At 71.0% G+C, this 25,493-nt stretch carries 26 protein-coding genes and 1 pseudogene; 10 read left to right on the top strand and 17 right to left on the bottom strand.

What is annotated here, in order from left to right; genetic code table 11:
* Positions 1-190: 190 nt before the first annotated feature.
* The 3 genes and pseudogenes from Vqi01_RS26680 to Vqi01_RS26670 form a co-directional block, all read right to left on the bottom strand.
* A pseudogene (locus tag Vqi01_RS26680) lies at positions 191-706 on the bottom strand (STAS domain-containing protein); the annotation flags it as partial.
* A gap of 87 nt (positions 707-793) precedes the next feature.
* Positions 794-1,063: a GlsB/YeaQ/YmgE family stress response membrane protein gene (locus Vqi01_RS26675; protein ID WP_204037794.1), complete on the bottom strand. Its 270-nt coding sequence runs from the start codon at positions 1,061-1,063 to the stop codon at positions 794-796.
* 30 nt (positions 1,064-1,093) lie between these two features.
* Positions 1,094-1,525, bottom strand: coding sequence for an STAS domain-containing protein (locus tag Vqi01_RS26670; protein WP_204037792.1), 432 nt, complete (start codon positions 1,523-1,525; stop codon positions 1,094-1,096).
* A 151-nt stretch (positions 1,526-1,676) separates the two neighbouring features.
* Here Vqi01_RS26670 and Vqi01_RS26665 point away from each other — a divergent pair, with 151 nt between their 5' ends.
* From Vqi01_RS26665 to htpG, 5 genes are all read left to right on the top strand, one after another.
* Entirely contained in the window at positions 1,677-2,360 is a 684-nt protein-coding gene (locus tag Vqi01_RS26665; RefSeq protein ID WP_204037791.1) for a response regulator transcription factor, read from the top strand.
* Positions 2,357-3,715 (top strand): sensor histidine kinase, encoded by a 1,359-nt coding sequence (locus Vqi01_RS26660; protein ID WP_204037790.1) that lies wholly within the window; start codon positions 2,357-2,359, stop codon positions 3,713-3,715. The genes Vqi01_RS26665 and Vqi01_RS26660 overlap by 4 nt, the downstream gene beginning before the upstream one ends.
* A gap of 50 nt (positions 3,716-3,765) precedes the next feature.
* Positions 3,766-4,326: a GerMN domain-containing protein gene (locus Vqi01_RS26655; RefSeq protein ID WP_204037799.1), complete on the top strand. Its 561-nt coding sequence runs from the start codon at positions 3,766-3,768 to the stop codon at positions 4,324-4,326.
* A 92-nt stretch (positions 4,327-4,418) separates the two neighbouring features.
* Positions 4,419-4,685, top strand: a complete 267-nt coding sequence (locus tag Vqi01_RS26650; protein WP_204037789.1) for a GlsB/YeaQ/YmgE family stress response membrane protein — start codon at positions 4,419-4,421, stop codon at positions 4,683-4,685.
* A gap of 220 nt (positions 4,686-4,905) precedes the next feature.
* On the top strand, positions 4,906-6,819 hold the full coding sequence (gene htpG, locus Vqi01_RS26645) for a molecular chaperone HtpG (RefSeq protein WP_204037788.1): 1,914 nt from the start codon (positions 4,906-4,908) through the stop codon (positions 6,817-6,819).
* Between the two features lie 21 nt (positions 6,820-6,840).
* Here htpG and Vqi01_RS26640 read toward each other — a convergent pair whose 3' ends face one another.
* The 5 genes from Vqi01_RS26640 to Vqi01_RS26620 all read right to left on the bottom strand — a co-directional run bounded on the left by Vqi01_RS26640 (position 6,841) and on the right by Vqi01_RS26620 (position 11,164).
* Complete coding sequence (locus Vqi01_RS26640; protein WP_204037787.1) at positions 6,841-8,043, bottom strand: MFS transporter; 1,203 nt, start codon at positions 8,041-8,043, stop codon at positions 6,841-6,843.
* A gap of 78 nt (positions 8,044-8,121) precedes the next feature.
* Positions 8,122-8,631, bottom strand: coding sequence for a hypothetical protein (locus Vqi01_RS26635; protein WP_372444442.1), 510 nt, complete (start codon positions 8,629-8,631; stop codon positions 8,122-8,124).
* Between the two features lie 152 nt (positions 8,632-8,783).
* Positions 8,784-9,116, bottom strand: coding sequence for a hypothetical protein (locus Vqi01_RS26630; RefSeq protein WP_204037786.1), 333 nt, complete (start codon positions 9,114-9,116; stop codon positions 8,784-8,786).
* A gap of 536 nt (positions 9,117-9,652) precedes the next feature.
* On the bottom strand, positions 9,653-10,354 hold the full coding sequence (locus tag Vqi01_RS26625) for a DUF998 domain-containing protein (protein ID WP_204037784.1): 702 nt from the start codon (positions 10,352-10,354) through the stop codon (positions 9,653-9,655).
* Between the two features lie 21 nt (positions 10,355-10,375).
* Positions 10,376-11,164 (bottom strand): peptidoglycan-binding domain-containing protein, encoded by a 789-nt coding sequence (locus tag Vqi01_RS26620; RefSeq protein WP_204037782.1) that lies wholly within the window; start codon positions 11,162-11,164, stop codon positions 10,376-10,378.
* A gap of 224 nt (positions 11,165-11,388) precedes the next feature.
* Between Vqi01_RS26620 and Vqi01_RS26615 the strand changes: the two genes are divergently transcribed.
* The gene (locus tag Vqi01_RS26615) at positions 11,389-12,561 is read left to right on the top strand and encodes a CapA family protein (RefSeq protein WP_204037780.1); all 1,173 of its coding nucleotides are present in this window, start codon (positions 11,389-11,391) and stop codon (positions 12,559-12,561) included.
* A gap of 132 nt (positions 12,562-12,693) precedes the next feature.
* On the opposite strand, the gene Vqi01_RS26610 is transcribed toward Vqi01_RS26615, so the two are convergent.
* The 6 genes from Vqi01_RS26610 to Vqi01_RS26585 form a co-directional block, all read right to left on the bottom strand.
* A complete protein-coding gene (locus Vqi01_RS26610; RefSeq protein ID WP_204037779.1) occupies positions 12,694-13,644 on the bottom strand; it encodes a sugar phosphate isomerase/epimerase family protein in 951 nt (316 codons plus the stop codon).
* A gap of 18 nt (positions 13,645-13,662) precedes the next feature.
* The gene (locus tag Vqi01_RS26605) at positions 13,663-15,783 is read right to left on the bottom strand and encodes a PQQ-dependent sugar dehydrogenase (protein ID WP_239098689.1); all 2,121 of its coding nucleotides are present in this window, start codon (positions 15,781-15,783) and stop codon (positions 13,663-13,665) included.
* Between the two features lie 636 nt (positions 15,784-16,419).
* Positions 16,420-17,076, bottom strand: coding sequence for a response regulator transcription factor (locus Vqi01_RS26600; protein WP_204037777.1), 657 nt, complete (start codon positions 17,074-17,076; stop codon positions 16,420-16,422).
* Positions 17,073-18,431: a sensor histidine kinase gene (locus Vqi01_RS26595; RefSeq protein ID WP_204037772.1), complete on the bottom strand. Its 1,359-nt coding sequence runs from the start codon at positions 18,429-18,431 to the stop codon at positions 17,073-17,075. The genes Vqi01_RS26600 and Vqi01_RS26595 overlap by 4 nt, the downstream gene beginning before the upstream one ends.
* A gap of 68 nt (positions 18,432-18,499) precedes the next feature.
* Positions 18,500-20,536, bottom strand: a complete 2,037-nt coding sequence (locus tag Vqi01_RS26590) for a serine hydrolase domain-containing protein (RefSeq protein WP_204037770.1) — start codon at positions 20,534-20,536, stop codon at positions 18,500-18,502.
* Between the two features lie 104 nt (positions 20,537-20,640).
* Entirely contained in the window at positions 20,641-21,246 is a 606-nt protein-coding gene (locus tag Vqi01_RS26585; protein ID WP_204037768.1) for a CGNR zinc finger domain-containing protein, read from the bottom strand.
* Positions 21,247-21,340: 94 nt separating this feature from the next.
* On the opposite strand from Vqi01_RS26585, the gene Vqi01_RS26580 reads away from it, so the two are divergent.
* Positions 21,341-22,087, top strand: a complete 747-nt coding sequence (locus tag Vqi01_RS26580) for a metallophosphoesterase (protein ID WP_204037766.1) — start codon at positions 21,341-21,343, stop codon at positions 22,085-22,087.
* Positions 22,088-22,090: 3 nt separating this feature from the next.
* Entirely contained in the window at positions 22,091-22,732 is a 642-nt protein-coding gene (locus Vqi01_RS26575; RefSeq protein WP_204037764.1) for a LysE family translocator, read from the top strand.
* Between the two features lie 24 nt (positions 22,733-22,756).
* On the opposite strand, the gene Vqi01_RS26570 is transcribed toward Vqi01_RS26575, so the two are convergent.
* Both Vqi01_RS26570 and Vqi01_RS26565 read right to left on the bottom strand, forming a co-directional pair.
* Entirely contained in the window at positions 22,757-22,933 is a 177-nt protein-coding gene (locus Vqi01_RS26570) for a hypothetical protein (protein WP_239098688.1), read from the bottom strand.
* Between the two features lie 86 nt (positions 22,934-23,019).
* Positions 23,020-23,424 (bottom strand): hypothetical protein, encoded by a 405-nt coding sequence (locus Vqi01_RS26565; protein WP_239098687.1) that lies wholly within the window; start codon positions 23,422-23,424, stop codon positions 23,020-23,022.
* 176 nt (positions 23,425-23,600) lie between these two features.
* Here Vqi01_RS26565 and Vqi01_RS26560 point away from each other — a divergent pair, with 176 nt between their 5' ends.
* Together Vqi01_RS26560 and Vqi01_RS26555 are read left to right on the top strand one after the other, a co-directional pair.
* The gene (locus Vqi01_RS26560; protein ID WP_204037760.1) at positions 23,601-24,368 is read left to right on the top strand and encodes a DUF5753 domain-containing protein; all 768 of its coding nucleotides are present in this window, start codon (positions 23,601-23,603) and stop codon (positions 24,366-24,368) included.
* On the top strand, positions 24,359-24,550 hold the full coding sequence (locus tag Vqi01_RS26555; RefSeq protein ID WP_204037758.1) for a DUF397 domain-containing protein: 192 nt from the start codon (positions 24,359-24,361) through the stop codon (positions 24,548-24,550). The genes Vqi01_RS26560 and Vqi01_RS26555 overlap by 10 nt, the downstream gene beginning before the upstream one ends.
* Here Vqi01_RS26555 and Vqi01_RS26550 read toward each other — a convergent pair.
* Positions 24,542-24,817: an NUDIX hydrolase gene (locus Vqi01_RS26550; protein WP_204037757.1), complete on the bottom strand. Its 276-nt coding sequence runs from the start codon at positions 24,815-24,817 to the stop codon at positions 24,542-24,544. The genes Vqi01_RS26555 and Vqi01_RS26550 overlap by 9 nt on opposite strands.
* Between the last annotated feature and the right edge of the window lie 676 nt (positions 24,818-25,493).

Genomic DNA, 25,493 nt, shown 5'->3' with positions numbered 1-25,493 from the left:
GGCGCGCGGATTGCGGCGGCGGAGGTCAGACAGAGACGCGCGGATTGCGGCGGCGGGGGGTGGCGGGAGGGCTCTTGTGCGCGTTGACCCGGTGGCGCACGGCCTCGGCCGGGGTCACGTCGACCCGTACCGCCTCGGAACCGGCCTTGGCCGCGTCGAGCTGGGCCAGGGCGTCGTCCAGCGTGTCGAAGATCGGGAAGACCCCGTCGAGCCGCATCGTGTGCAGCACCGTGCGGATGAACCGCGACGGCGCGGCCAGGCAGAGCTGCGCGTCGCGCTCGCGTACCTCCCGGTGGGCGCGGACCAGCAGGCCCAGCCCGACCGAGTCGATGACGCGGACCCCGGCCAGATCCACCACGACGGTCCCGGCCACCTCGACTGCCTCGCGCAACGCGGCACGCAGCGTGTCGTCGGCCTCCGGGTCGAGGCCGTCCCTGTCGACGAGCACCCCTACGTCGCCGACGTGTTCGGCGTCGACACCCGGACCGCCAGCGCGGTCGCCGAGCGGGTTCGTGCCCGGTGGCAGGGTGCTGCACCGCGGGCATCGGTGCGGGCCGGTGGCGAACGGGGAACCGCTCCAACCGTGGTCGGAGACGAGCGTCCAGACGACCTCGGCGTCGGGCAGCACGCTTGCCGTGCCGCTGGTGGTCTCACCGCACGCGTCGCAGATCAGGGTCATCAGGTTGTCGTCCGGTACGACGGTCATCCTGCTTCCTCTCCGGTGCCGCGGCCGTCGCGGCCGGGTCACGGACTCGGGGCGCTCGGCGGAGGTGCGCCGTCGCCATGCGGGCGGTCAGCGGGAGTCGGAGCGTTCCTTGCCAGCGGTGGCGACCACGATCACGACACCGACCGCGGCGAGGCCGGCCTGGACGATCAGGCCCAGCAGGCTGAGCCCGCGGACTCCGGCCAGCCAGGCGCTGATGGCACCGAGCAGTGCGGCGACGCCGCCGATGGTCATGGTCAGCCACAGCGGCACGCTCGGCCGGCCGGGGACGACGAGCCGGCCGAGCGCACCGACGGCGAGGCCGACGGCGAGGGCCGCGGCGATACCGGCGATGGTCATGCTGCTCCTCGTACTGGCGGGCGGTGCGGATCAGGTGCGTACGGTGACGGCGGCGCGGCCGTACGCGGACTGGCGCGGCGCGGTGCCCGGAAGCGTCGGGTCGCCGGCCGGCGGTGCCTCCGTCCGGGTGCCCGGAGCCGGCGGGGCGGCGTTGTCGGTGTGCACCGGCAGGATCTGGTCCAGCCGGGCGGCCTGGAGGATGCGGGCGATGCGCGGGTTGGGATTGCGGAGCGCCAGCACGCCGCCGGTGCGCACCAACTGGCGGTGCACGTCGAGCAGCAGCCCGATCGCGGCGGCGTCGATGTGCCGGCAGCCGGACAGATCGATCACCACCTGCGTCGGATGCAGGGCGAGCAACCGGTCGAACACCGCCCCCGTCTCGGGCAGGCAGGCCAGGTCGAACTCGGTGATGGCCACCTCTACGAGCGGCACGGTGCACTCGGGGCGGCGCGGGGTGCTCACGTCGGTCTCCTGTTCTGCTGTCCCGAGGTCGGTTCTCACCCTGCCGATCCGGAGTGGCGGGCACCACGCGGTCGTATGACAGTTGTGTGACAAAACCCCCGCAGCCTGGTCGCGGTTGGCTGGTCCGCGCGGCCTTGTGGATGATTCCGGTATGACAGCCGTACTGGTGATCGAGGACGACGACCGGATCCGGTTGGCGTTGCTGCTCGCCTTGGAGGACGAAGGTTACGAGGCGCGTGGCGCGGCGACCGCCGAAGAGGGCCTGCGCTCACAGCGCCGGGAGTCCGCCGACTACGTGCTGGTCGACCTGATGCTGCCCGGCATCGACGGCTTCGAGGCCATCCGCCAGTTGCGCCGCGACGACGACGTACCCATCGTGGTGGTCAGTGCCCGCGACGACACCCACGACATCGTCGCCGCCCTGGAAGCCGGCGCCGACGACTACGTGGTCAAGCCGGTGGCGATAAAGGAACTGACGGCCCGGTTGCGGGCCCTGCGCCGACGGGCCCGCACGGTGACTGCGGTGGAGGCGGAGGTGCCGGTGTTCTCCTTCGGGGAGCTGGAAGTCAGCCCCGAGGCCGGGGAGGTACGCCGGGCGGGCGAGCCGGTCGCACTCACCCGCACCGAGTTCCGGCTGCTCTGCGAACTGGCCGAGCACGCCGGGCGGGTGCTCTCCCGCCAGCAGCTGCTCAGCCGGGTCTGGGGGTACGACACCGGCGACGAGCGGCTGGTGGACGTGCACGTGGGCCGGCTGCGCCAGAAGATCGAAAGCGATCCGGCAAATCCCCGGCATCTGGTGACACTGCGCGGGCTCGGCTACAAACTCCAGAGATGAGACCGCGCCTCGGACTGCGTGCCCGGGTCACCACCGCGTTCGCCGTGGGTGCCCTGTCGCTGTCGGCCTCGATGGCCCTGGTGTCGTACGAGCTGACCCGCCGTACGCTGCTCGACGAGCGGGAACGCACCGTGCTGCGGGCGGCGTACTACGACGCGGCAGTGGTCCGCGCCGGTCTGGACGTCGAGAATCCGGATGCCGCGGAGGCGCTGCGGACGCTGGACACCGGCACCAGCCGGCGGGCGCTGATGCTGCTCAACGGCGAATGGTACGGGCGTGTCGCCGGCACCGGGGTCACCGACGCCATCCCGCTGCCGCTGCAGGAACTGGTGATGGCCGGGGAGCCGGCAGTCCAGCGGATCCGGCTCGATGACCAGCCATTCATGCTGGTCGGGGTGCCGCTGTCGGAGTCGGCGTCCTTTTACGAGATCGCCTCGCTGCGGGAGCTGGAGCAGACCTTCCAGGTGCTGGCGCTGGCGCTGACCGCGGTCGCGATCGTGGTGGCCGGGTCGGGAGCGGCGCTGGGATGGTACGCCACCCGGCACGGACTGCGTCCGCTGACGGCCGTCGCCGACGCCGCCGAGCGGATCGCCGCGGGTGACTTCACCACCCGCCTGGCCCCGGACACCGACCCGGACCTGACCCGCCTGTCCACGTCCTTCAACCGGATGGTCGACGAGCTGGCCCAGCGTATCGACCGGGACCGGCGTTTCGCCGCCGACGTCAGCCACGAGCTGCGCTCGCCTCTGCAGACGCTCGCCGCAGCGGCGAGCGTGCTGGCCCGTCGGCGGGAAAACCAGGACGAGCGGACCGCGACCGCGGCCCGGCTGGTGGCCGACGAGATCGACCGGTTCCAGCAACTGGTCAACGACCTGCTGGATCTGGCCCGCGGCGACCAGCCGGTGCACCGGGAACCGGTCGAGCTGACGGAGCTGGCCCGCCGTGCCTGCCGCGACCGGGACCTGCCGGAGTCGTTGGTGCACCTGGCGGCGGACACGCCGGCGACCTGGCGGGTGGACCGGCGACGGGTCGCGCAGGTGTTGGCGAACCTGCTGGAGAACGCTGAACGCTACGGCGCCGGCCCGGTCGCCGTGCGGCTGCTCCGGGCGGGCGACGCCGGTGTGATCGAGGTGGACGACGAGGGCCCGGGGGTGCCGGTGGAGGACCGGGAGGCGATCTTCGATCGGTTCGTCCGCGGTCGGGCGGCCCACCATCGCGGTGGTGGCGACGGCAGCGGTCTCGGGCTCGCGCTGGTGGCTCAGCACGCCGCCGCGCACGGCGGCGAAGCCTCGGCCAGCGACCGCCCCGGTGGCGGGGCCCGGTTCCGGGTCACCCTGCCCGGGAGCCTCGGATGACCCCGATCCGCCCCCCGAACGCCGCTTCGCCGGTCGGTCCGCGCCACAAACTGGCCGCCGCGCTGGCGGTCGGCCTGCTCGGCCTGGTCGCCTCGTGCGGGGTGCCGGCCGAGGACCTTCCCCGGGCGGTGACCCCACCGCCCGGCCCGCTGCCGTACGAGGCGACCGCCACACCGACGGTGGCCGAGACCGGGGCGGTGACCGAGCTGCTCTACTTCTCCCGTGACGACCGGCTGATACCGGCGATCCGCCGGATCGACCGGGTACCCACGGTCGACGCACACCTGCGGGACCTGCTCGCCGGGCCGACACCCGCCGAGCGCGACGACGGCCTGACCACCGCCCTGCCGGGCGCATTCAGCAACGCCTCCGTGGAACTCGTCGACGGGCAGGCGCGGGTCACGGTCGCGCCGGCCGACGCGGAGACCGGGCGCATCGACGAACCGCTCGCGTACGGGCAGATCGTCTGTACGCTCACCGCCCGCACCGACGTCACGGGAGTGCTCTTCCTGCGCGACGGCGCCGCGCTGAGCGTCCCCCGGGCGGACCTGTCCCTGTCACCGGGGCCGCTCACCACGACCGACTACGCGGCCCTGATCAGCCCCCGTTGAGCCCGGGAACCCCGGGTCGGGGACCGGGTTTGCCGACCCCACCGATGTGGGCATCAGGTGTGCCGACGCAAACGCTCGGAGGGACGGCTCTCATGGAAATCACCGGCTTCTTCACCGCCATCCTCATCGGTCTGGTCATCGGCGCGCTCGGCCGGCTGGTCGTACCGGGCCGGCAGCGCATCCCGTTCCTGCTGACCATCCTGATCGGTATCGTGGCCGCCATCCTCGGCACGCTGGTCGCCGCGCTGCTCGGCGTGGACGACACCGCCGGCGTCGACTGGATCGAGTTGTTCATCCAGGTGGCCTTCGCCGCGATCGGTGTCTCGCTCGTCGCCGGGGCCTACAGCCGGCGCCGCTGACCCCGGCGCGATCACCGGCCCGCCCCGCGCCGGGGCGGGCCGGTGCGCGATGCCGACGGCGGTACGCCCGGCACTGATCGACGAGGCGGGCGGGCAACAGCGGTCTGGCGGTCGGGGCGGTGCGGCGAACAGGTGGGCCACCCGACGCACCCGGCCGGCGACGGATCGTATCCTTCTCCTGCATCGTCATGGCACGACATGGGGAGAGAGGGGACCTGGTGTGAACGACCGGGCCGAGACGTTGGAATTCCAGGCTGAGGCACGCCAACTGCTCCAGCTGATGGTCCACTCGATCTACTCGAACAAGGACGTCTTCCTCCGTGAGTTGATTTCGAACGCCTCGGACGCGCTGGACAAGCTGCGCCTGACGGCGATGCTCGACAAGGACCTCGCCGTCGACACCGACGACCTGCACATCGCCATCGAGGTCGACCGGGACGCGCGTACCCTCACCGTGCGGGACAACGGGATCGGAATGTCCCGCGACGAGGTCGTCTCCGTCATCGGCACGATCGCCAAGTCCGGCACCGCCGAACTGCTGCGCCAGCTGCGCGAGGCCAAGGACGCCGGGGCGTCGCAGGAGCTGATCGGCCAGTTCGGAGTCGGCTTCTACGCCGCGTTCATGGTCGCCGACAAGGTCGAGCTGACCACCCGGCGGGCCGGCGAGGACGGCGGCACCCGCTGGGAGTCCGACGGCGCGGGCACCTACACCGTGACCCCGATCACCGACGCGCCCCAGGGCACGGCGGTGACTTTGCACCTCAAGCCCGCCGACGCCGAGGACAACCTGCACGACTACACCGCCGAGTGGACGATCCGGGAGATCGTCAAGCGGTACTCCGACTTCATCGCCCACCCGATCCGGATGACCGTCGAGCGACCCGGCGAGGGCGACGCGACCACCACCGAGACGGTGACGCTCAACTCGATGAAGGCGCTCTGGGCCCGTCCGCGCGGCGAGGTGGAGCCGGCCGAGTACCACGAGTTCTACAAGCACGTCAGCCACGACTGGTCCGACCCCCTCGAGACCATCCACATGCGCGGCGAGGGGACCTTCGAGTACGAAGCGCTGCTGTTCATCCCGTCGCACGCCCCGCTGGACCTGTTTTCCCCGCAGGGGCGCCGCGGCGTGCAGCTCTACGTCAAGCGCGTGTTCATCATGGACGACTGCGACGCGCTGATGCCCAACTATCTGCGCTTCGTCAAGGGCGTGGTGGACGCTCACGACCTGTCGCTGAACATCTCGCGGGAGATCCTCCAGCAGGACCGGCAGATCCGGGCCGTACGCCGCCGGCTGGTGAAAAAGGTCCTCGCCACCGTCAAGGAGCTCAAGACCGAGCAGCCGGAGCGGTACCGCACCTTCTGGAGCGAGTTCGGCGCCGCGGTCAAGGAGGGCCTGATCGATGACACCGACAATCAGGACATCCTGCTGGAGATCCTGTCGGTGGCCTCCACCCACGACCCGGCCGAGCTGACGGACCTCGCCGGGTACGTCGGCCGGATGAAGGACGGCCAGAGCGACATCTACTACGCCACCGGCGAGAGCCGCGTCACCATCGAGAACTCCCCGCACATGGAGGCGTTCCGAGCCAAGGGCTACGAGGTGCTGCTGCTCACCGACCCGGTCGACGAGGTGTGGGTCGAACGGGTGGGCAGCTACGACGGCAAGACCCTGCGCTCGGTGGCCAAGGGCCAGGTCGACCTGGACACCGAGGAGGAGCGCAAGGAGGCCGAGTCCGAGCGGGAACGGCAGCGCGCCGAGTACGCCGACCTGCTCGGCTGGATGGGCGGGGTGCTCGCCGACTCGGTCAAGGAGGTACGCCTGTCGTCGCGGCTGACCACGTCGCCGGCGTGCGTGGTCGGCGACGCCCACGACATCACCCCGACGCTGGAGAAGATGTACCGGGCGATGGGCCACGAGGTGCCGAAGGTCAAGCGCATCCTGGAGCTGAACCCCAGCCACCCGCTCGTCACCGGCCTGCGCAAGGCGCACGAGCAGGGCGCAGCCGACAGCTCCCTGGCGGAGACCGCCGAGCTGCTCTACGGCACGGCGCTGCTCGCCGAGGGCGGCGACCTGGCCGACCCGTCGCGCTTCGCCCGGATCCTCGCCGACCGCCTCGCCCGCACCCTCTGAGGTGTAAGGAAGGGCCCCTTCTTAACGCCTCGTGTATAGGAGGGGCCCCTTCTTAACGCCCGCAGAGGCGTTCGCCGCCCGCCGTCCGGTACGCCAGACCAGCGCCGCGGCCGCGAGGCAGCCAGCGGCGGCCAGGAGGAGCGGTGGCCGTCCGCCCAGCAGCACGGCGGCCGAACCGAGCGGGGTCATCGCCGTGATCGGCCCGAACATGACGGTGTTGGCGCTCGCGGCGATTCGGCCGAGCAATGCGTCGGGGCTGTGCGTCTGCACGGCGGTGACGCCCGCGACGAGAGCCCACGGCAGACCGACTCCGGCCACGACCGACGCGGCCACCACCGCCGGCCACCAGGGCAGGCAACGGCCCAGGCAGCTCAGACCGAACAGCACCGTGCCGGCGACGGCCACGGCCGTCGGGCGGTAGCGGGCGATCAGCCGGCCGACGACCACGCCGCCGGCCACCGAACCGACGCCCTGGGCGCTGACCAGTACGCCGAGGAACGTGACCGGCAGGCCGAGGAGTTCGGTGACGACGGCGTACCCGGCGGCGGTGGTGAAGCCGGACATGCCGATCGCCACGGCGGCCAGGCACACCGGTAGCCGGATCGCCGGCGACCCGAACAGCACAGCGAGGCCGGCGCGTACGCCCCGGGGGTGCGGCGCGGCAGCCGATGGCGTAAGGGTCAGGCGCAGCGCCGCGTAGAGGGCGGCGGCCAGGGCCGGCAGCCCGGCGGCGAGCAGCGCGACCATCGGTCCGCCCTGCCAGGCGTACAGGCCGGCGCCGGCCAGCGGAGCCACCAGCTTGGCACCTTCCTGGGCGCTGGAACGCCAGCCGTTGACATCGCCGAGTTCGGCGGGGGACAGCGCGGCGGGCAGCAGGGCGCTCTCGCCGGCGTCGATCAGGACGTACGCCACGCCGTAGACCGTGGACACGACGTAGAGCAGCCACACCTGGCCGGGCCCGCGGATGGCCAGCAGGGTGGGCAGTACGGCGGCCAGGGTGAGGTTGGCGGCGACGACGACCGGGCGTCGGGGCAGCCGGTCGACGAGGCTGCCGAGCCACGGTCCGGCGAGGGTCGGGGCGTACACACAGATGCCGGCGAGCGCGGCCAGACCGGGGGAACCGATGAGGTCGAAGATCCAGAGGCCGGTGACCAGGGCCATGGCACTGCCACCGAAGCCGGACAGCAGCGACACCGCCACGAAGAGGACAGCGTTGCGCCGCATGAGCCACTCCCAAGTTGAGTCGAAGTGACTCACATCCTGGATCTTGAGTCGGTCTGCGGCAAGGCTGATCCGCCATTGTCAATGATGTGTTGACAGTGCGGCGGTGAGATCCCGGGCGACGTCGCGTACCGGCCTGGGCAGCGCCGGTGCGGAGCGGGCGAGGTCGGCGGCGACGTGCCGGGCCAGGTCGTACAGGCTGCCGGGCTCGGCCGACAGCGCGAGCGCGGTGGTACGCCGGGTCAGCGCGGCCCCGGGAAAACGGCCGTCCCAGCGGCGGTCGGCGTCGATCCAGCGTTGCAGGCCGGCGAGGTGACCCCGCAGGGCGGCGACCTCGCTCGGCAGGTGTCGGTCGGCCGCCATCCGGCGGGCCTGCCGGGAAGCGGTCAGCCGCTGGCGGCGTTGCTCGGCGGCCTGCCGGCTGCTCAGCCCGAGGGCTTCGGCGACCTGGGACCAGGTCGCGCCGGCCTGTCGGGCCCGGTCGATGAGATCGAGTTCGGTTTCGTCGAGGCACTCACGGGCTGACGGGACCTCGGCAAGCCGGGCGAGGTTGACGCCCAGGTCGGCGCGGTGGCCCAGCGGATCACGCATCTGTCAACATTACATTGACAACCGCTGGGCGGCGCCTGCGCGATTCGCGTCGGCAGCCTGTGCCGACGCAGCGGCGGCGCGGGGTGGTGCGGACGCCCTATGCAAGGCCGGTGTCAGACACGGCGGCGGATTCGCGGCGCGAGCGGCCGGTATCAGGCGGCGGCGGATTCGCGGCCCGGACGGCCGGGTGCCCAGCTGGGCAGCGCCGCCGGGGTTGCCCAGCCGTCACGCTGCGGGCTCTCCGGCGACCACGACTCGTCCGCCTCGTCGGTCGGGCCGCCCTGGGCCAGGTTGAGCGCACGCTGGGCCCGCTGCCACGGCTCGCAGGGCCACTCCTGTCCGGCGCAGATCAGGTGGACGCAGCCGCCCTCCTCGGTCGGTGCGTGGGCGTCGGCGACATCCAGGGCGAGCCGCCACAGCAGCGGATCGCTGACCTCGTCCGGACGGTCGGTGACGTGGCTTGGCCGGTCGGCGTTCTCAGACACGCGTGATCCCCTCTAGTTTCGAGCCTCGGGGCTCTCGTCTCCAGTCTGCCCGCAGCTCAAACGCAGGTAGCGGGCCGTTGGCAAGAGGTGGGCGGGCTCACCCGACCAAAAGTCGGGATGATTGACAGATCACCATCACTGGGCGAAAGATGTTCGCAACCTGATCACTGTCATGCGCCAGGTGGGCGACGCTGGGTAATCGTCGATGCGGGCGGCGTCGACCGCCGGGCACCTCCTGGCTGCTCACTGGGCTGAGGACAGCTGAGGCGAGGCGCGCGAACCCCCCCATCCCCGCCGCACGCCGAGAAGAGGGGCCACAAGCCTCATGCCCAGGTTTCGTACCCGTTCCCGCTGGCGTCACCGGCTACCCGTATCGGCGGCCGTGGCCGCCGGCGCGTGACGACCGTCGTCACCGCCGAACACCGGGCAACCAACTGCGCCGCCGACCTCCGCCCGGCGCAGTGACCAGCCGGGGACAACCGAGGATCGGATGAACACCGGGGGCCGTCGCGACACAGCGGCCCCCGCTCACCCGGTCAGGGCGTCGCGGTCGCCGACCGGTCGGCCGGCGCCGGGAGTGGGCCCGGCAGGGCACTTGGGCCGGGCGGCCGGTGAAACATCGCCTCGCCCTTGACCAGCCAGGCCACCCCGAAGGCGAACACCGCCACCGCCTCGCACCAGAAGAACGGTTGCAGCGCCTCGCGGGTCGGCTCCGACAGGGCGTTGCTCGCCACACCGAGCGCGATCGCGGCGAGGATGGCGAGGCCGCAGATGCGGTAGAGGGCGTTGCGCACCCGTCTGCCGGCGGTCGGCGACCCGTTGACCGGGAACCGCCAGAGGCAGAACAGGGCGAGAATCGCGAACAGCAGACCGGCGGCGACCTCGTGTACCCGGCCGAGCGAGAACACCCGCGCGGCGGCCGGGGCGTCGGTCACGGTCGGCACCAGCGCCACCACGACCGCGAGCACGCCCGCCGTCGTGCTCAACACGTCGTCGAGGCGGCGGTACCGGTAGTTGACGAGGAACACCCCGATCGCGCACAGGCTGCCGACGAAGACGTCCCGCATGTCGCTGTGGTAGTAGCTGCTGATCGAACTCAGCAGCTCGAATCGGCCGGTGGCCAGGGCGTGGCCGGCCGGCAGGACGATCGGCAGGGCGATGCCGAGCCCGCCGACGCCCAGCCGCAGCCGGCGCAGCGTCCGGGCGTCGGGCGAGGGCGAGTCCGGTGTGGAATTCATGTTTCCTCCCGAGGTGCCAGGTCAGGCAGCCTTGCCCAGGGTGTCCGCGATCAGCCGGAGGACCTGCTCGGGCGTCCAGTTGCCCGGCGGACCAGGCGGACCCGCCGGACCGGGCGGGCCGGGCGGACCCGCCGGACCCGGGGCTCCCCGCTCGCCTGCGAACCGCTGGGCGTACGCCCGCTGCACCTGCTCGTACGCGGCGGGGGTATAAGTGTCGCCGTTGGTGACCACGCTTCCCATCGCCTTGCGGCAGGCCAGCAGAGCTGCCGCGGTCAGCGGGCCGTAGTGCCGGTCGATCGCGCCCTTGTAGTAGCCGAGGGTCGCAAGCTGGCGCTGCAACACCTCTACGGCGTCGTTGTTGTCATTCAGCTTGCAGAACATCGACGACACTTCTCCCGTCGGAGCAGGGATCACCCATGGCTTCGTGGAGCGCTCGTGGCTCTCCCGGGTGTTCCAGTGAACATGCTCGGTGTGCGGGCTGCTGCCGGTGTACACCCGGCGGACCCACCCGCTACCGCGGCTGGCGATAAGGTGGTCGTGAATCCAGTACTGCGCGGACTCGTGCTGCTCGAAGACCCTCTTCAGCCGTTCGATGTCCTCGCGGTAGGGCATGCCGTCGCCGTTGACCTCCACGTCCATGTCCCAGGCGTCCACCGAGCCGTCCGGGTCCGGGTTGTGGTCGCTGGAGGTTTTCTGGTGGGCGGCATCTCCGATGGTGCCGTCGGACTTCTTGTCGCGGTTCGGGTACGCCGCGTTGACGGCGTTGCGGAAGTTGGTCAGGGCTTGGTTGAGGTACCAGTCAACGGCCATCAAGGTCACCCCTTGTGATGTGGCGCCTTGCTTCGCTCAGGCTCGATCTTCGCAAAGCGCCAGGTCAGAGGCCCCCCGGTCATTCATGCGTACCACCACGGACGGTCACCGCCCAGCCAGACTGGTGACGGGTACCCGACATTCGGCACCCCGCGCGTCCCTCGTTCGGGGGGTGCTTGCGCCGTCAGGTGCGCCCACGTCCGGGCGACGCGAAAAATCACCTCATGAACGGAAGGGGAAACTCCCTCGGGAAGAAACTGGGTGCCGCCGGCGTGCTGCTGATCGTCGGGCTGGTCGCCGCCTGCGACCCGCCGACGAACAAGACCCCGCACCAACCGCCGGCGCCGCAGGCCAGCGCAGGTCCCCGGACTCTCACCGTGGTGGCCGCCGGTGACCTGCTGGTCCACCCCGAACTCAGCGAGCAGGCCGCAGCCGACGCGCGGCAGGCCGGACGCGCCGGCCACGACTTCACCCAGGTGCTTGCCGCCGTACGCCCCCGGGTCAGCGCCGCCGACCTGGCGATCTGCCACATGGAGACGCCGCTGGCTCCGCCGGAGGGACCGTTCACCGGGTGGCCGTACTTCAGCGTGCCGCCGCAACTGGCCGACGCCGCCGCCTGGGCGGGCTTCGACACCTGCTCCACCGCCTCCAACCACTCCCTGGACACCGGGGTCGAGGGGATCGCCCGTACCCTCGACAACCTGGACCGGGTCGGCCTGCGCCACACCGGCACCGCGCGCAACCAGGTCGAGGCGCGACTGCCGAACGTGCTGGAGATCAAGGGCGTACGCATCGGACACCTGTCCTACACCGTCAGCTTCAACGGCATCCCGTTGCCGCAGGGGCGACCGTGGGCGGCGAACATGGTCGACGAGAAGGCCATCCTCGCCGAGGCCAGCCGCACCCGCGCGGCCGGCGCGGAGATCAACATCCTTTCCATGCACTGGGGTACGGAGTACCAGTCCGAGCCGAACGCGGAGCAGATCGACCTCGCCCGTCGGCTGCTCGCCTCGCCGGACATCGACCTGATCGTCGGCCACCACGTGCACGTGGTGCAGCCCTTCGAGAAGATCGACGGGAAGTGGGTCGCGTACGGGATGGGCAACCTGACGACCCGGTTCGCGGACGGCTCTCCGGAGAACACCCAGGACGCGGTGGTGCCCGAGTTCACCTTCACCCGTACCCCCTCCGGTCGCTGGGAGGTCACCGCGGTGAGTGTCCTGCCGACCTGGATGCAGTACCACCCGGCCGCGCGGGTGGTCGACCTGACCGCCGGGGTCAACGACCCGACGGTGCCGGCCGAGCAGCGCGCGCAGTTCGCCGCCGCCTGGAAACGGATCACCGCGATCGTCAACGAGCGGGGGGCCGGCTCCGCCGGGTTGCGGATACCGGAGTGAGCACCCGCGGCGCGGGCGGTGCTGATGTGCGCCACGGCGACCATGGCGTCAACATCCACCTTCCGCCCACTCAGCGGTGACGGGCACCAGGGGCGACCGCGGGGGCCGACCCTGGTGCCCGTCGAGGGCTCGTCAGTACCGCAGCTTGTGCAGGTAGCGGTAACCGACCTCGGCCGTACGCTGGGGCGTCACGTCGGGGGTGTCGTTCTCGACGATGTACTCCAGCACCGAGTGCTTCCGGAAGATCCGGCCGAAGTCGATCATCCCGGTGCCCAGGTCGGCCATGTCACCGTCGGCCGCGTGCCGGTCCTTCACGTGGTACTGGAGGGTCCGCTGCGGCGCGCGGCGGATGACGTCCAGGGTGAAGCCCTCGGGGTCGGCCGCGCCGTCACCGGACTGGATGCCGCCGGTGACCGCCCAGTAGATGTCGATCTCCAGGTGGACCAGCTTGGGATCGAGTTCCTTGGTCAGGATGTCCCAGGGGCGCCGGCCGCGCCCGAGGTCGATGGTGAACTCGTGGGCGTGGTTGTGGTAGCCGTAGCGCAGGCCGGCCCGGGCCGCCGCCGCGGCCTCGATGTTCATCTGTTCCGCCCAGCGCTTCCAGTCGTCGGCGTTCTCCGAGTACAGGTACGGCACCACCATGAACTTCTGGCCCAGCGTCACCGCGTTCTGGATCTTTTCGCGCAGGGCGGCGGGGGTGTCGCTGATCCCGTCGTGGCTGGAGCTGGCCTTGATGCCGATGCTGTCCAGGAATCTGCGCAGCTGGGCGGCGCTGCGCCCGAAGTAGCCGAGCGCCAACTCCACCTTCGGATAGCCGATCCGGGCGAGGTGCCGCAGGGTGGCGTCGTACCCCGGTTCACCGTTCAGCGCGTCGCGGACCGTCCAGAGCTGGATGCTGATCAGCCCCGGAGGAACCCGCCGCCGGCCGGTCTGCCCGGGGCCGCCAGCCGCCGCGGCGCCCGCGCCGATCCCCGACGAGGCGAGCCCGACACCGGCGGCCACCGCCAGCGAACCGCGCAGCAGCCTCCGCCGGTCGGTGACGGAGCGCCGTAACGCGGCCATCCCGTCGTAGCCGTAACACATGATGACTCCTCTCCTGGTCTACCGGCTCGGCACGAGCACGACCTCGTCCGTCCCGGTCAGGGCGGGCAGGCCGTCGCCACCGGGGTCGGTGTAGGACGCGACGAACACGGCAGACAGGTTGTCGGTCGCCGGGTCGTGACCGGACGGCACGGTGGTGAGGATCGAGCCGGTGCAGCCGTTGGCGGTGGTCTGCGGGTGGCCGTGGTCGTCGTGGCCGAGGATGTAGGTCACGCTGACCCGGGCGCAGTCCACCGGCTGGTCGTCGGTGACGCGTACCTCGTACCGGACGGTGTCGCCGAAGCGGAACGGCTGGCCGGCCACCGGCGCGATCAGCTCGACCACCGGCGCGGCGTTGCCGACCACGACCCGCACCGACGCCGAGGCCGACCGGCCCCGCTGGTCGGTCACCTTGAGCGTCGCCTCGTAGATGCCGTTCTTGCGGTACGTGAAGGTCGGGTTCGCCACCCGCGAATCGACCCGGTTGTCGTCGTCGAGGTACCACTCGTACCGGAGCCGGTCACCGTCCGGGTCGGCGGTGCCCGCGCTGGAGAACTCGACGGTCAGCGGCGCGAGCCCGTTGGTCACCGTGGCCGAGACCTGGGGCACCGGGCTGTGGTTGCCGTCCCAGCCGATGTAGTCGATCCGGGACAGCTGGGCATCCGGGTTCTCGCTGAAGAAGCCGTCGCCGTACTCGAGCACGTAGAGCGCGCCGTCCGGGCCGAACTCGAGATCCATCGGGTTGTCGAAGACGACCGAGGGGAGCACGGACTCGATCCCGCTCAGCCGGCCGCGCCGGTCCAGCTGGAACGCCTTCACGTAGTCCCGGGTCCACTCGTAGAACAGCGGCTTGCCGTCGTAGTGCGCCGGCCAGCCGGACGGGTTACGGCCGCGGGTGGTCGAGCGATCGAACTCGTACGCCGGCCCCGCCATCGGCCCGATGCCGCCGGTGCCCAGCTCGGGGAACTGCGCGGAGGGGCCGTAGCCGTACCACACATCCGGCTGCTCCACCGGCGGGAGCTTGCGCAGCCCCGTGTTGTGCGGCGAATCGTTGACCGGCGCGGCGCAGTTGAACTTCTGCCCGGACTGCCCGGTGGCGAAGTCGTAGTCGACGTACGGCTGGTCCGGGGTGACGCAGTACGGCCAACCGTGGTTGCCGGGCTTGCGGGCGACGAACCACTTGCCCTGCCCGGCCGGGCCGCGTCCCGGATCGGGCTGGCCGGCGTCCGGTGAGTAGTCGCCGACGTACAGCTCGTCGGTGGCGCGGTTCACTTCGATCCGGAACGGGTTGCGCAGGCCCATCAGGTAGATCTCCGGCCGGGTGTTCGGAGTCCCCTTCTTGAACAGGTTGCCGCTCGGGATGCTGTAGCCGCCCTTGGCGCCCACCTTGATCCGCAGGATCTTGCCGCGCAGATCATTGGTATTGGCCGCGCTGCGCTGCGCGTCGTACGCCGGGTTGCGGCCGGGGCGCTCGTCGATGGGGGCGTAACCGTCGGACTCGAACGGGTTGGTGTCGTCGCCGGTGGAGAGGTACAGGTTGCCCTTGGCGTCGAAGACAATGTCGCCGCCGACGTGGCAGCAGATGCCCCGGTCGACCGGCACGTCGATGATCTGCTGCTCGGTGCGCAGATCCAGCTTGTCCTTGACGAGGCGGAACCGGGACAGCCGGATCACCCCCCGGAAGGGTGCGAAGTCCGCCTCGGTGCCCCACGCCGGCGCGTCGCCCTCATTGACGTCCGGAGTGGACGGGTCGTCGACCGGGGTGTTCATCGGCGGTGAGTAGTACAGGTAGACCCAGTTGTTACCGCCCTTGCCGAAGCCGGGGTCGATCGCGACGTTCTGCAGGCCCTCCTCGTCGTGCTGGTACACGTCCAGCTTGGCGGCGATGGTGTTGCGGCCGGTGGCGGGGTCGTGCAGCCAGACCTCACCCGCGCGGGTGACGTGCAGTACCCGCCGGTCGGGCAGCACGGCGAGGTCCATCGGTTCGCCGGGACGGTCGTTGAGGGTGACCTTCTGGAAGTTCGCTTCCGGGGGAGGGCTGGTCGAGGCTGCGTTGGAGGGCGCGGCCATCGAGGTGGCGGGCGGGGCGACGAGCGCGATGGTCGTCAGGCCCGCCACGGCGAGCGTGAGTCGTCTCTTCAACTGCCTCTCCTTCGACTGAGGACTGTGCGGGGCAGGTCGGGACGTTATGGTCGGGGTCCTCCTTCCTCGGCTGATAGGGGGCAGCACAGGCCGCCCGTCGTCGTGCGACGCGGGCGAGCAAGTGGGCAAGGGTGGACGGACGGCCAGTGTCACGGTCGAGGTCGCTTCGGTTCACCTCGGCGTAACATCCGGCCCGAAGCTAGCAAATGCCATGCGAATGTGTCTATGGTTTTGTCCAGCTCCGGCACGACTTTCTGTCAGCGGTACGAAAGTCAGGCGACCCGAGTCCGAGCGGTGGGTGGGAGGATCGGCTCTGCGGGGCGTACGCACGTAGCCGGACACCTCCTGTGGGTGAAACCTTCGCAAACCCGACACCCGTGTGTCATCCCGGCCTGACCTCCAAGCGGGCGGCAGGCGACGTCGGGGGCTAGCGTGCAGGAGTATCCGGATATCGAGGATCACGGGCTTATTGGCGATGTGGAAGGATCGGCCGCGCTCTCCCTGTCGAGCTGAACCGTTTGTGCCATCGCGCGGCTGTCGAAACACGACCGGCATGCCGCTGGCGACCCGAGCCGCTGATGGAACCGTCGACGTCAGCATGGATACGGCTGACCGTACGGGTCTGACGAGCCTCGGTCAGCGGGGCACCACGCCGTTCTGGTACGCCCAGACCACCGTCTGCAACCGGTCGCGCGCGCCGATCTTCGCCATGGCGCGCCCCAGGTGCGACTTGACCGTGCTGGTCTCGATGAAGAGTTCGTTGCCGATCTCGACATTGGACAGCCCTCGGGCGAGCAGGCCGATGATCTCGATCTCCCGCGCGGTCAACTGGTGTGCCGCCGCAGCGTCGGCCCGGGGAGCCGGCCTGCGTCGCGCGAACTCCGAGATCACCCGTCGGGTCACGGCCTGGTCGACGAGGCCCTGACCACTGGCGAGTCGGCGCACCGCGTCGATCAGATCCTCAGGTTCGCAGTCCTTGAGGATGAAGCCGCTTGCCCCGGATTCGAGCGCGCCGAAGACGTACTCGTCGAGATCGAAGGTCGTCACCACCAGGACCGCCGGTGGTGACTCGGCCGCGTCCGCGATGATCCGGCGGGTCGCGGTCAGGCCGTCGCCACCGGGCATCCGGACGTCCATGCAGATCACCTCCGGACGCAGCCGGCGGGCCAGGTCGACCGCCGCGGAGCCGCTGGACGCCTCCGCCACCACCTCGATGTCGCCCGCCTGCTCCAAGACGACGCGGAAGCCCGCGCGCACCACCGCCTGATCGTCGACGAGCATCACCCTGATCATGCGCCGCTTTCCTCCGTGGTCGTCGTCGTGGCGAATCGTTTGTCGTCCCGGGTCGGCAGCCGTACGCGGACCGACCACCCGCCGTCCGCCGTCGGGCCGGCCGTGAACCGCGCGCCGATGAGCTGGGCACGCTCCCGCATGCCCACCAGACCCACCCCGTTGCCGCCAACCGATGGCGCGGGGCGTTGCGGCGCGGGCGCGTTGACCACCTCGAGCAGGATCTCGCGGGGGAGGAAACGAAGTTCCACCCGCACCGATGCGCCCGGTGCGTGCTGGCGGGCGTTGGAGAGCGACTCCTGCACCATCCGGTAGAGCGCGACGTCGGCGATCGGGGGGATCTCGCGCGGCTCGCCGTCGCGGATCAGCTCGACCGGGCCGGCGAGGCTGTCCGCGGTCCGTACCAGCTCGTCGAGCATGGCCAGCCCGGGCACGGGCACCGTGTCGTCGCCGCCGCCGTCTTCGGGTCGCCCGCGGAGCACGCCCACCACGAGCCGCAGGTTGTCGAGGGTCTCCTTGCCCTGCGCCCGGATCCAGGCCACCCCGGCCCGTGCCGCTGGCGGATCGCGGTCGATCAGTCGTTGCACCGCCGAAGCCTGCACGATCATCCCGGAGAGGTGGTGGGCGGCCACGTCGTGCAGTTCCCGGGCCATCCGGGCGCGCTCCGCCCCGATCGCGGCCTGCACCCTTGCCTGCTGCGCCTGGATCACCTCCTCGGCGCGCTGTCGGATCAGCTCCAGGTTGCGCCGCCGGGTGGCGATGTAGCCGCCGACGAAAGTGGCGCCGAAGTAGACCAGGACGGTGGCGGTGCCGTAGCCGACGGCCGTGACGAGCAGTTCGATGCCGGCCGAGCCGCTGGTGCCCGCCGCACCGGAGGTGCCGGCCAGGCCGGTGGCGACCAGCGCTCCCGCCGTGTCCACCGCCACCGCCGCCCCGGCGGCCGCCAGCGCCGGCCGGAGCGGCAGCAGGGAACCCACGGTGTAGGCCGCGACGAAGGGCGCGAAGCCACGGATCGTCGCGTCCGGCAGGGAGCCGCTGGTGACGACCAGTTGCAGGCCGACGACAAGCGCGAGACAGAGCAACGGGCGGACCCGACGCAGGCAGAGCAGCATCGCCTGCCCGCAGGCGGCGGCGATGACCAGCCATTCCCTCGTCGGCTCGAAGAAGATCCCCTCCGCCGGGGCCACGAGCCAGAACAGCAACGCCAACATCAGGAAGGTCAGGATGGTGAGCGTCGCCGCGAGCAGGTAGTCGCGCGCGAGGATTCCGGTGATCCCGAGCCGGGCGAGCCGTTCGTCGAGCCACCCCGTCGGCCAGGGCACATCGGGTTCGGCCGTGGCGCCGGTGTCGTCCCTCATGTGATCAGCTTCCTTGCTCCTGGATCGTTGCGGGTCGGGCGGGTCGGGCGGGTCGGGCTCCGGGTGGGTCAGTAGGAGATGCTGGTGGCGAGCAGCTTGAACTCGACGGCGAACCAGCCGGCACCGGCGAGGGCGAGCAGGATCAGACCGCTGCCCACGACGCGGGACCAGCCGACGCGCCGGCGTACGTCGTCGACCAGCGCAACGGCGGCGGGCAGCACGCCGAGCAAACCGATCAGTTGCAGCACCTGCACGGTACGCAGGACTGCGCCGGGCACGTCCTGCAAACCCATGATGGTGATGACGCTCAGCACCCAGCCGAGCAGTGCCAGCACGGTGGCGCCGACGGCGACGCGGCTCAGGATCCGGGCGGTACGACCGGCCCGGTCCCGTCCGGGGAGGCCGAGGCGTCGGCGGACGATCGCGGCGATCGGCCACGCCAGGATGGCGAACAGGAGCACGATGGCCGATCCGGCGATCACCGGGACGGCAGTTGCCGAGCTGCGCGCGGGCTCGACCGGCAGCAGCGTGAACGCGGGGTCGACGACGATCGCGTCGACGCTGCCGTCGGTCACCCGCATCGCCACGGTGCGCTGCCCGCCGACCTCGCGCCACACCCACGGCGCGATCTCCTCGTAGTGGGCCGGGGCGTCGGAGAGCGGAGCCGGCTGGAACAACAACCGATTGTCGTCGACCACGCTGATCTCGGTCCGGCCGACCAGGCCGGTCACGGTGAGGAAATTGCTGCGTATGCCTCGGGAAGTTTCGTACGTGCCGGCGGCCAGCGCGGCATGTTCGGCGCTGGTCGCCGGGTCGACGCTGCCGGTGGTGGGGCCGCTGCGGGCCGGGAAGTAGCGATCGGCGAAACCGTCGAGTACCGCCTGGCGCAGCTTGACGCTGTCCATCTGCCCGTTGCCGCTGCTGTTCAGCGAGATGAAGATGCCGGCCCGTTCGTCCGGGTAGATCTGGAGGTGGGAGTGGAAGTAGATGGTGTCGCCGCCGTGGCCGACGATGCGCCGGCCGTTGCGGCTCTCGTCGAAGAAGCCGAGCGCCATCCGGGGGCCGTCGGCGAGCGTGCCGAGCGAGGTGGCGTCGAGCGCCGGGCGCTGCATCAGCTCGCGGGTGGGGCGGTCGAGCAGCGGCTCGTCGCCCACCGCTTCGCCGAGTTGGGCGAGCATGAACCGGGCCATGTCGGTGGCCGTGGCGCTCAGCGCACCGGCCGGGGGAGCGCCGACGATCTCGAACGGGCCGGCCGGCGCGGCGGCGTTGTCGTATCCGTTCGACATCCGCTCGGCCAGCGGCGCGGGCAGCGGTTGAGCGAAGCTCGACGAGGTCATGCCGGCGCGGGCCAGGACGTTGGTCGCGACGTACTCCTCGAAGGGCGTACCGCTGACGTGCTCCACGAGGTAGCCCGCCAGCGCGTTGCCGTAGTTGGAGTACGCGGGCACGGTTCCCGGCTGGTAGATCTGCTCCGGTGGGTCGGTCACCAGGGTCTTGCGCAGGTCGACGCGGGTGCCCTCGGCACCGATCAGCCCGGCGATCCGCTCCTCGAAACCGGCGGTGTGCGTCAGCAGGTGGCGCAGGGTGATCGGCTGCTCGTAGCGGCGGGGCAGGGTGAAGTCGAGGTAGTCCTCGATGTTGCGGTCCAGATCGAGGTCGCCGCGCTGAACGAGCTGCATCACGGCGGTGGCGGTGACGAGCTTGGAGACCGAACCCACCCGGAACAGGTGCCGATCGGGGTCGACCGGCACCGCGTCGATGTCACCGTCGCCGGTGTCGGCGTGCCCGTACCCCCGGGCGGTCAGGATCTCGCCGTCGTCCACGACGGCGACGGCCGCTCCGGCGATGCCGGTGCGTTGCAGTGCGGCCGGTAGCAGGCCGTCGAGCCAGGCGTTGACGTCCCGAGCGTCCAGGGCGGCCGGATCGTTCGGCGCACCCGGTGCGGGCGGGGCGGCGACGGGCGGTGCCGGGCGGGGCTGCGACGACATGCCGCAGCCCGCGACGGCGAAGACGATGGTGATCGCCGCCACGAGGGCGGCGCCGGATCGGATGCGGCGCGGCGCGGACCGGGCTGCGGGCGGTCGGGGTGCGTGGCGGGAAGACATGAGCCAAGCCTGCGGGAATCGTCTCGCCGCGCCATCTGCCGCAGGACCGCATTCGACTTACGACCTGAGTCGCAATCGGCGGTGTCGGGGGACTCACGACACCGTCAACGTTCGGCCTGGTGTCGGTGATAGTGGCGGGCGACGCGGGCACGGTTGCCGCAGGACGGCTTGCACCACTGCTGGCGCGCGTTCTCCTGGAGGAAGTACCGCACGCAGCGCGGCGCCGGGCAGGCGCGTAGCCGTTCCCGCGCGGGGCTGGCGAGGAAGTCGACGGCGGCGCGGGCCAGCGCCGCGGTGAGTCGGATCCGCAGCTCCGCCGGGGCCGAGTGCCGGGTGAGGGCCGGCGCCGCGTCGTCCGGCCAACGCAGCCGCGGGCTGGTGGGCAGTCGTCCGGCGGCGTCGTTGAGGTGCCGCACCGCGTCAGCCGGGGTGAGCAGCGACGAGTGGTCGGCCCGGCTGGGCGGAGCCGGCGCGACCGCGCGGGCGAGCAGCGTGCGTACGGCGCGGCGCAGCGCCACCACGTCGAGCCGGATCTGCTCGTCGGGCAGGTCGGCCGGCGGTGCGAGGTCGTGGTCGTAGTGCCGCAGCGGCTCGGCCTGCTCGCGTAGCCACCGGGCGAGCCCGGGGGCGTCGGCGAGGTCGTCGGTCACGCCGCCGTTGCCGTCGTGCCGGATGGTGCCGGCCAGGGCGAGCGTGAGCTGACCAGACATGACTCTCCTGTCCTCGCGCTGCACATTGTGGATCTCCAGGATGTCAGTGTAGCGTCCCTAACGCTTAAAGCGCCGTATCCCATTAGGGGGAGTCATGCTGACCATCGCGCACCTCGGCGACACCCATCTCGACGACCACCCGCGCTCGGCCGAGCGGACCGCCCGGGTCATGGACCACCTGCACAACCTGGCCCGCCCGGTCGACGCCATCCTGATCACCGGAGACATCGCCGAGCACGGGCAGGTGTCCGAGTACGAACTGGCCGCCAAGCTCTTCGCCTCGCCGCACCCAGTGCTGGTCTGCCCCGGCAACCACGACGTGCGCGACGCGTACCGTAAGGGGCTGTTGGGCGAGGCCGACGGCGGTGACCGCCCGATCAACAGTCGCCACGACGTAGCCGGGGCGATCTTCCTGCTCGCCGACTCCAGCGTTCCCGGGCGCGACGACGGGCACCTCGACGAGGAGACCATGGGCTGGCTGCGCGATCAGCTCGCCACCGTGGCGACCGACGTCCCGGTCTTCATCGCCTTCCATCACCCGCCGGTCGCGCTGCATCACCCGGTCATCGACGACTCGCGACTGCTGCCCGCCGACCCGCTCGCCGACCTGGTCGCCGCCCACCCCCAGGTCGTCGCCGTGCTGACCGGGCACTTCCACACCGCCGCCGCCAGCACTTTCGCCGGCCGCCCCCTGCGCATCGCGCCGGGCGTGATATCCACCCTCCGGATGCCGTGGGAGGGTGAGGGGCCGCTGACCGACCAGCGGCAACCGCCCGGCATCGCCTTCCACGTGTACGACGACGCCGGGCTGCTCACCACCCACTACCGGGTGGTGATCTGAGCGGTGACCGGGGCGGGCATGCTGGGCTTCGCGCTCGCCGTCGCGCCGATCACGCTCACTCCCGGCACCAGCTTCGCGCTGGTCATCTCGCATGTGAGCGCCGGAGGTCGGCGCCCCGGCTGGTGGGTGATCCTCGGTACGGTGACGGGGATGTACACGCACGCGGTCCTGGCCGCGGCCGGCCTGGCGGCGTTGGTGCTGCGCTCGTCGCAGGCGTTCTGGGCCGTCAAGCTGGTCGGTGCCGCCTACCTCGTCGGGCTGGGCCTCTGGCTGCTGCTCTCCGCGACCCGTCGGCGGGCCGCCGCACCCGAGGCGCTGCCCGCGCCGGCAGGATGGCGTCGGCTCTCGGCGCGCGCCCGACATCCGTACCTCCAAGGGCTGCTCGGGAACGTGCTGAACCCGAAGGCGGCCGCCATCTACCTGACCCTGGCCCCGCAGTTCCTCGATCCCTCCGAACCCGTGCTGGCACCTATGCTGCTGCTCGCCACCGCGCACGCCGTGCTGCACACCGGATGGCTGGCCGGCTGGACGGCGGTCACGGGGGCGGCCACCCGGCTGCTGCGTACCGACCGGGTGCGCCGCGGGCTGGACCGCATCACCGGCATCGTCCTCATCGGACTGGGCGTCCGTTCCGCGTTGAACTGACTGTGCGGGATCCGCAAGCGGTGGTCAGCGGCGATCGGGGCAGGAGCGGATCGGCACCCAGCCGGTGAACCGGTGGTGCAACGTGGACGGGCGGACCGGGCGGCCCCGTTCGGCGAGTTGTTCGGCCGCCTCCTCCTGGAGTGTCGCCAGGTAGATCAGCAGGGAGATCCGGTCCCTGCCGTACTCGGCGAGCAGCCTCACCTTCGCGGTGCCGCACGGCCACGCGCTGCCACAGGTATGGCACCGCCAGGTGGGACGCGACGGCAGGTGCGCCCGGCAGCGCCCGCTCACCGGTCACCCCGCGCGCCTCCCGGCCCGCGCGGGCCGCGACGTGCCGGCGGCACCGTCACCGGCCGCATCCCCGCCAGCGGCACCGTCACCGGCCGCATCCCCGCCGGCATCACGAACAACTCCCGGCGCGCGATCGCGTCGCCCGAAGCATTGATCTGGTACGCCTCGATCCAGGTCCAGCCGTGGTATGTGCGACGGTCGGTCCGCTCCCGGATCACCCGGACCTTGATCGGCGTACCGAGCTGCGGCGAGGCGGCCCGGGTCAGCAGGTACAGGCCGGGGGCGACCAGCGGCGTCCCGCCATCCCGCCGCCCCGGAGCCGCCCCGGCGGACCGCCCCGACCGAGCCGGCGGCGTCCAGCGGGACGCGGGCGCGTCGTTCGCAGGTTTCCGTACGACCACAGCAAGCCTCCTTCATCGACAAAGGGCCATCCGTTCGGCGGCCCTGACGACAAGGCCGGCTCGGTGGTCACATCGGCTCATGCCGTCTGTCAGCGACTCTGCCTACTGTGATGGGACCTGCACACAGCGTTGATATAGGATCGATAGACGTTAAGGACGTCCAGCTGGGAGACGACGTGAACCACGGACTTATTCGCGCCATGACCGAAGCCGGCGAGACTGCGGAAAGCCTGGCTGGTCAAGTCGGAGTTGATCCGAAGACGGCGCAGCGTTGGGTGAACCCAGGACGCATACCTCACCCGCGTCATCGGTCGCGGGTCGCGGATATCCTTGGCCAGGACGTTGAGGACCTTTGGCCGGACCTTCCGAAGCGGCGGCAGCCGGTCTGGTTCCGACCCTGGGTGGAGATCGAGCGTGAAGCGGTCGCGCTGCGGGCGTTTCAACTCGCCTGGATACCTGGCCTCCTTCAGACCGAGGCATACGCACGGGCAACCGTTGAGGGCGAAGGGTTGTCCCCGGACGAGGTCAACGAGATGGCGGCGGCACGTATCGCCCGGCATGCGATCCTGCGCCGACATGGTGGCCCGCTGTACGTCGCGGTGATCGACGAGGCGGTACTGCGGCGCGACGCGTACGGTGATCGCGCCCTGATGGCAGAACAAGTCGCCTACCTTGTCGAGTGCGCGCAGCTTCCGTCGGTGCAGGTGCACATCGTGCCGTCTGAGGTTGGCATGTACCCAGGGCTCGGCGGAGCGTTCACAATCGCGGAACTGCCCGACGGGGCGCGGGCGGCATACGTTGACAGCCAGGCGGCAGCGCAAATCATCGACCAACCGAGCGAGCTTGTTACGCTTGATCGACGGTGGGAACGCATCCGAGGTGAGGCTCTTCCCCGAGGGCGTTCCCTGGATCTCCTCAGGGAAGCGGCACGAGCATGGACCTGACTGGTGCGCGGTGGCGTAAGAGCAGCAAGAGTGGCAACAACCAAGGCGACTGCGTCGAGGTGGCCGACAATCTGTCCGATGTGGTCGCGGTCCGCGACTCGAAGGATCCGGCCGGCCCGGTGTTGGCCTTCGGCCCGGCGGCCTGGCAGGCCTTCGTCACCCGGATCGCCCGGTCACGCTGACCCGTCGAAACCGGCCCAGGAGCGCAGCAGCCATCCGCCGATGGAATCGGCCGGGCCGGATCCGGGGCCGTTGACGATGCGGTCGACGACCTCGGCGCGGGTGAACCAGCGTGCGTCCTGCAACTCCGCGGCGTCCACCCGCAATCCCGGCCATCGCAGACGCGCAGGTGGCCGGCGTGGGCGCTGCTGGTGGGCGTACCACACGAGCCGCAGCGCCGCCGCCTCCTCGACGTCGGTCAGGTCGGCGGCGAAGGTCGCCGTCGGCACGCAGGCTCGCGACCCGATCGTGCGGTGTTTCGGTGTACGCCAACCCATCGAACGTCATGCCCCGATCGTGCACCACCCACGTACCGCCGCCTCGGCCGGACGCCCGTCGAGCAGAACCCGGGTACGCATAGTGATCAACGCCCGACCACCGAGCTGAATGTCAAGCCGGTTGCCGGGAAGTTCTGTCGGTAACCCTGGTCGGTGTCGGGGCGCTTCAGGTCGGGCCTGTGACTCGCCTGCGGCGGCCCGGCCGGCACGTCGGCCAGGGATACTGCCCGGATCTCAGTCCCGGATATCGTCCGGACCTCAGTAGGGTCGGGTTTGGTCGCTGTCGAGCTGAACCGGATACGCTATCGCAGGCCTGTTCGACCGATCGGCGGGTTGGCCCAGCGACGCGAAGCCACCCACCGGCCGCCGTTCAGGGTCTCGAAGTCTCGCGCCGACGATCGTTCAGGGTTTCGAAGCGTTGCACCGGCGACCGGTTGCCGCGATCCGTTGACGCACTCAGCTCGACAGGGCCCGCGTCTGACTTGGTAATTCTCGGACCGCCACCGTCGCGACGCAGCATCGCAACGCACCACCGGACTGCGACGGCAACTGGCCGACCGACCCGGACTGCCCCACCCGAAGACCGGCGGCGGCCTCGACAGTTACCGACAGAACCCCGGTCAGGCTT

The organism is Micromonospora qiuiae, assembly GCF_016863555.1.
GTDB classification, from domain to species: domain Bacteria; phylum Actinomycetota; class Actinomycetes; order Mycobacteriales; family Micromonosporaceae; genus Micromonospora; species Micromonospora qiuiae.
Note: the sequence above shows the minus strand (reverse complement) of the source record. Positions and strands in the feature narration are given on the sequence as shown.

What these genes read in the sequence shown, in the direction of transcription:
- Vqi01_RS26615 (WP_204037780.1), top strand. Translation starts at nt 11,389, where the DNA reads ATGAACGGAAGGGGAAACTCCCTCGGGAAGAAACTGGGTGCCGCCGGC.
- Vqi01_RS26625 (WP_204037784.1), bottom strand. Translation starts at nt 10,354, where the DNA reads ATGAATTCCACACCGGACTCGCCCTCGCCCGACGCCCGGACGCTGCGC.
- Vqi01_RS26635 (WP_372444442.1), bottom strand. Translation starts at nt 8,631, where the DNA reads ATGCGTGATCCGCTGGGCCACCGCGCCGACCTGGGCGTCAACCTCGCC.
- Vqi01_RS26580 (WP_204037766.1), top strand. Translation starts at nt 21,341, where the DNA reads ATGCTGACCATCGCGCACCTCGGCGACACCCATCTCGACGACCACCCG.
- Vqi01_RS26650 (WP_204037789.1), top strand. Translation starts at nt 4,419, where the DNA reads ATGGAAATCACCGGCTTCTTCACCGCCATCCTCATCGGTCTGGTCATC.
- Vqi01_RS26590 (WP_204037770.1), bottom strand. Translation starts at nt 20,536, where the DNA reads ATGTCTTCCCGCCACGCACCCCGACCGCCCGCAGCCCGGTCCGCGCCG.
- Vqi01_RS26595 (WP_204037772.1), bottom strand. Translation starts at nt 18,431, where the DNA reads ATGAGGGACGACACCGGCGCCACGGCCGAACCCGATGTGCCCTGGCCG.
- Vqi01_RS26555 (WP_204037758.1), top strand. Translation starts at nt 24,359, where the DNA reads ATGGACCTGACTGGTGCGCGGTGGCGTAAGAGCAGCAAGAGTGGCAAC.
- Vqi01_RS26640 (WP_204037787.1), bottom strand. Translation starts at nt 8,043, where the DNA reads ATGCGGCGCAACGCTGTCCTCTTCGTGGCGGTGTCGCTGCTGTCCGGC.
- Vqi01_RS26585 (WP_204037768.1), bottom strand. Translation starts at nt 21,246, where the DNA reads ATGTCTGGTCAGCTCACGCTCGCCCTGGCCGGCACCATCCGGCACGAC.
- Vqi01_RS26600 (WP_204037777.1), bottom strand. Translation starts at nt 17,076, where the DNA reads ATGATCAGGGTGATGCTCGTCGACGATCAGGCGGTGGTGCGCGCGGGC.
- Vqi01_RS26660 (WP_204037790.1), top strand. Translation starts at nt 2,357, where the DNA reads ATGAGACCGCGCCTCGGACTGCGTGCCCGGGTCACCACCGCGTTCGCC.
- Vqi01_RS26675 (WP_204037794.1), bottom strand. Translation starts at nt 1,063, where the DNA reads ATGACCATCGCCGGTATCGCCGCGGCCCTCGCCGTCGGCCTCGCCGTC.
- Vqi01_RS26610 (WP_204037779.1), bottom strand. Translation starts at nt 13,644, where the DNA reads ATGTGTTACGGCTACGACGGGATGGCCGCGTTACGGCGCTCCGTCACC.
- Vqi01_RS26665 (WP_204037791.1), top strand. Translation starts at nt 1,677, where the DNA reads ATGACAGCCGTACTGGTGATCGAGGACGACGACCGGATCCGGTTGGCG.
- Vqi01_RS26620 (WP_204037782.1), bottom strand. Translation starts at nt 11,164, where the DNA reads ATGGCCGTTGACTGGTACCTCAACCAAGCCCTGACCAACTTCCGCAAC.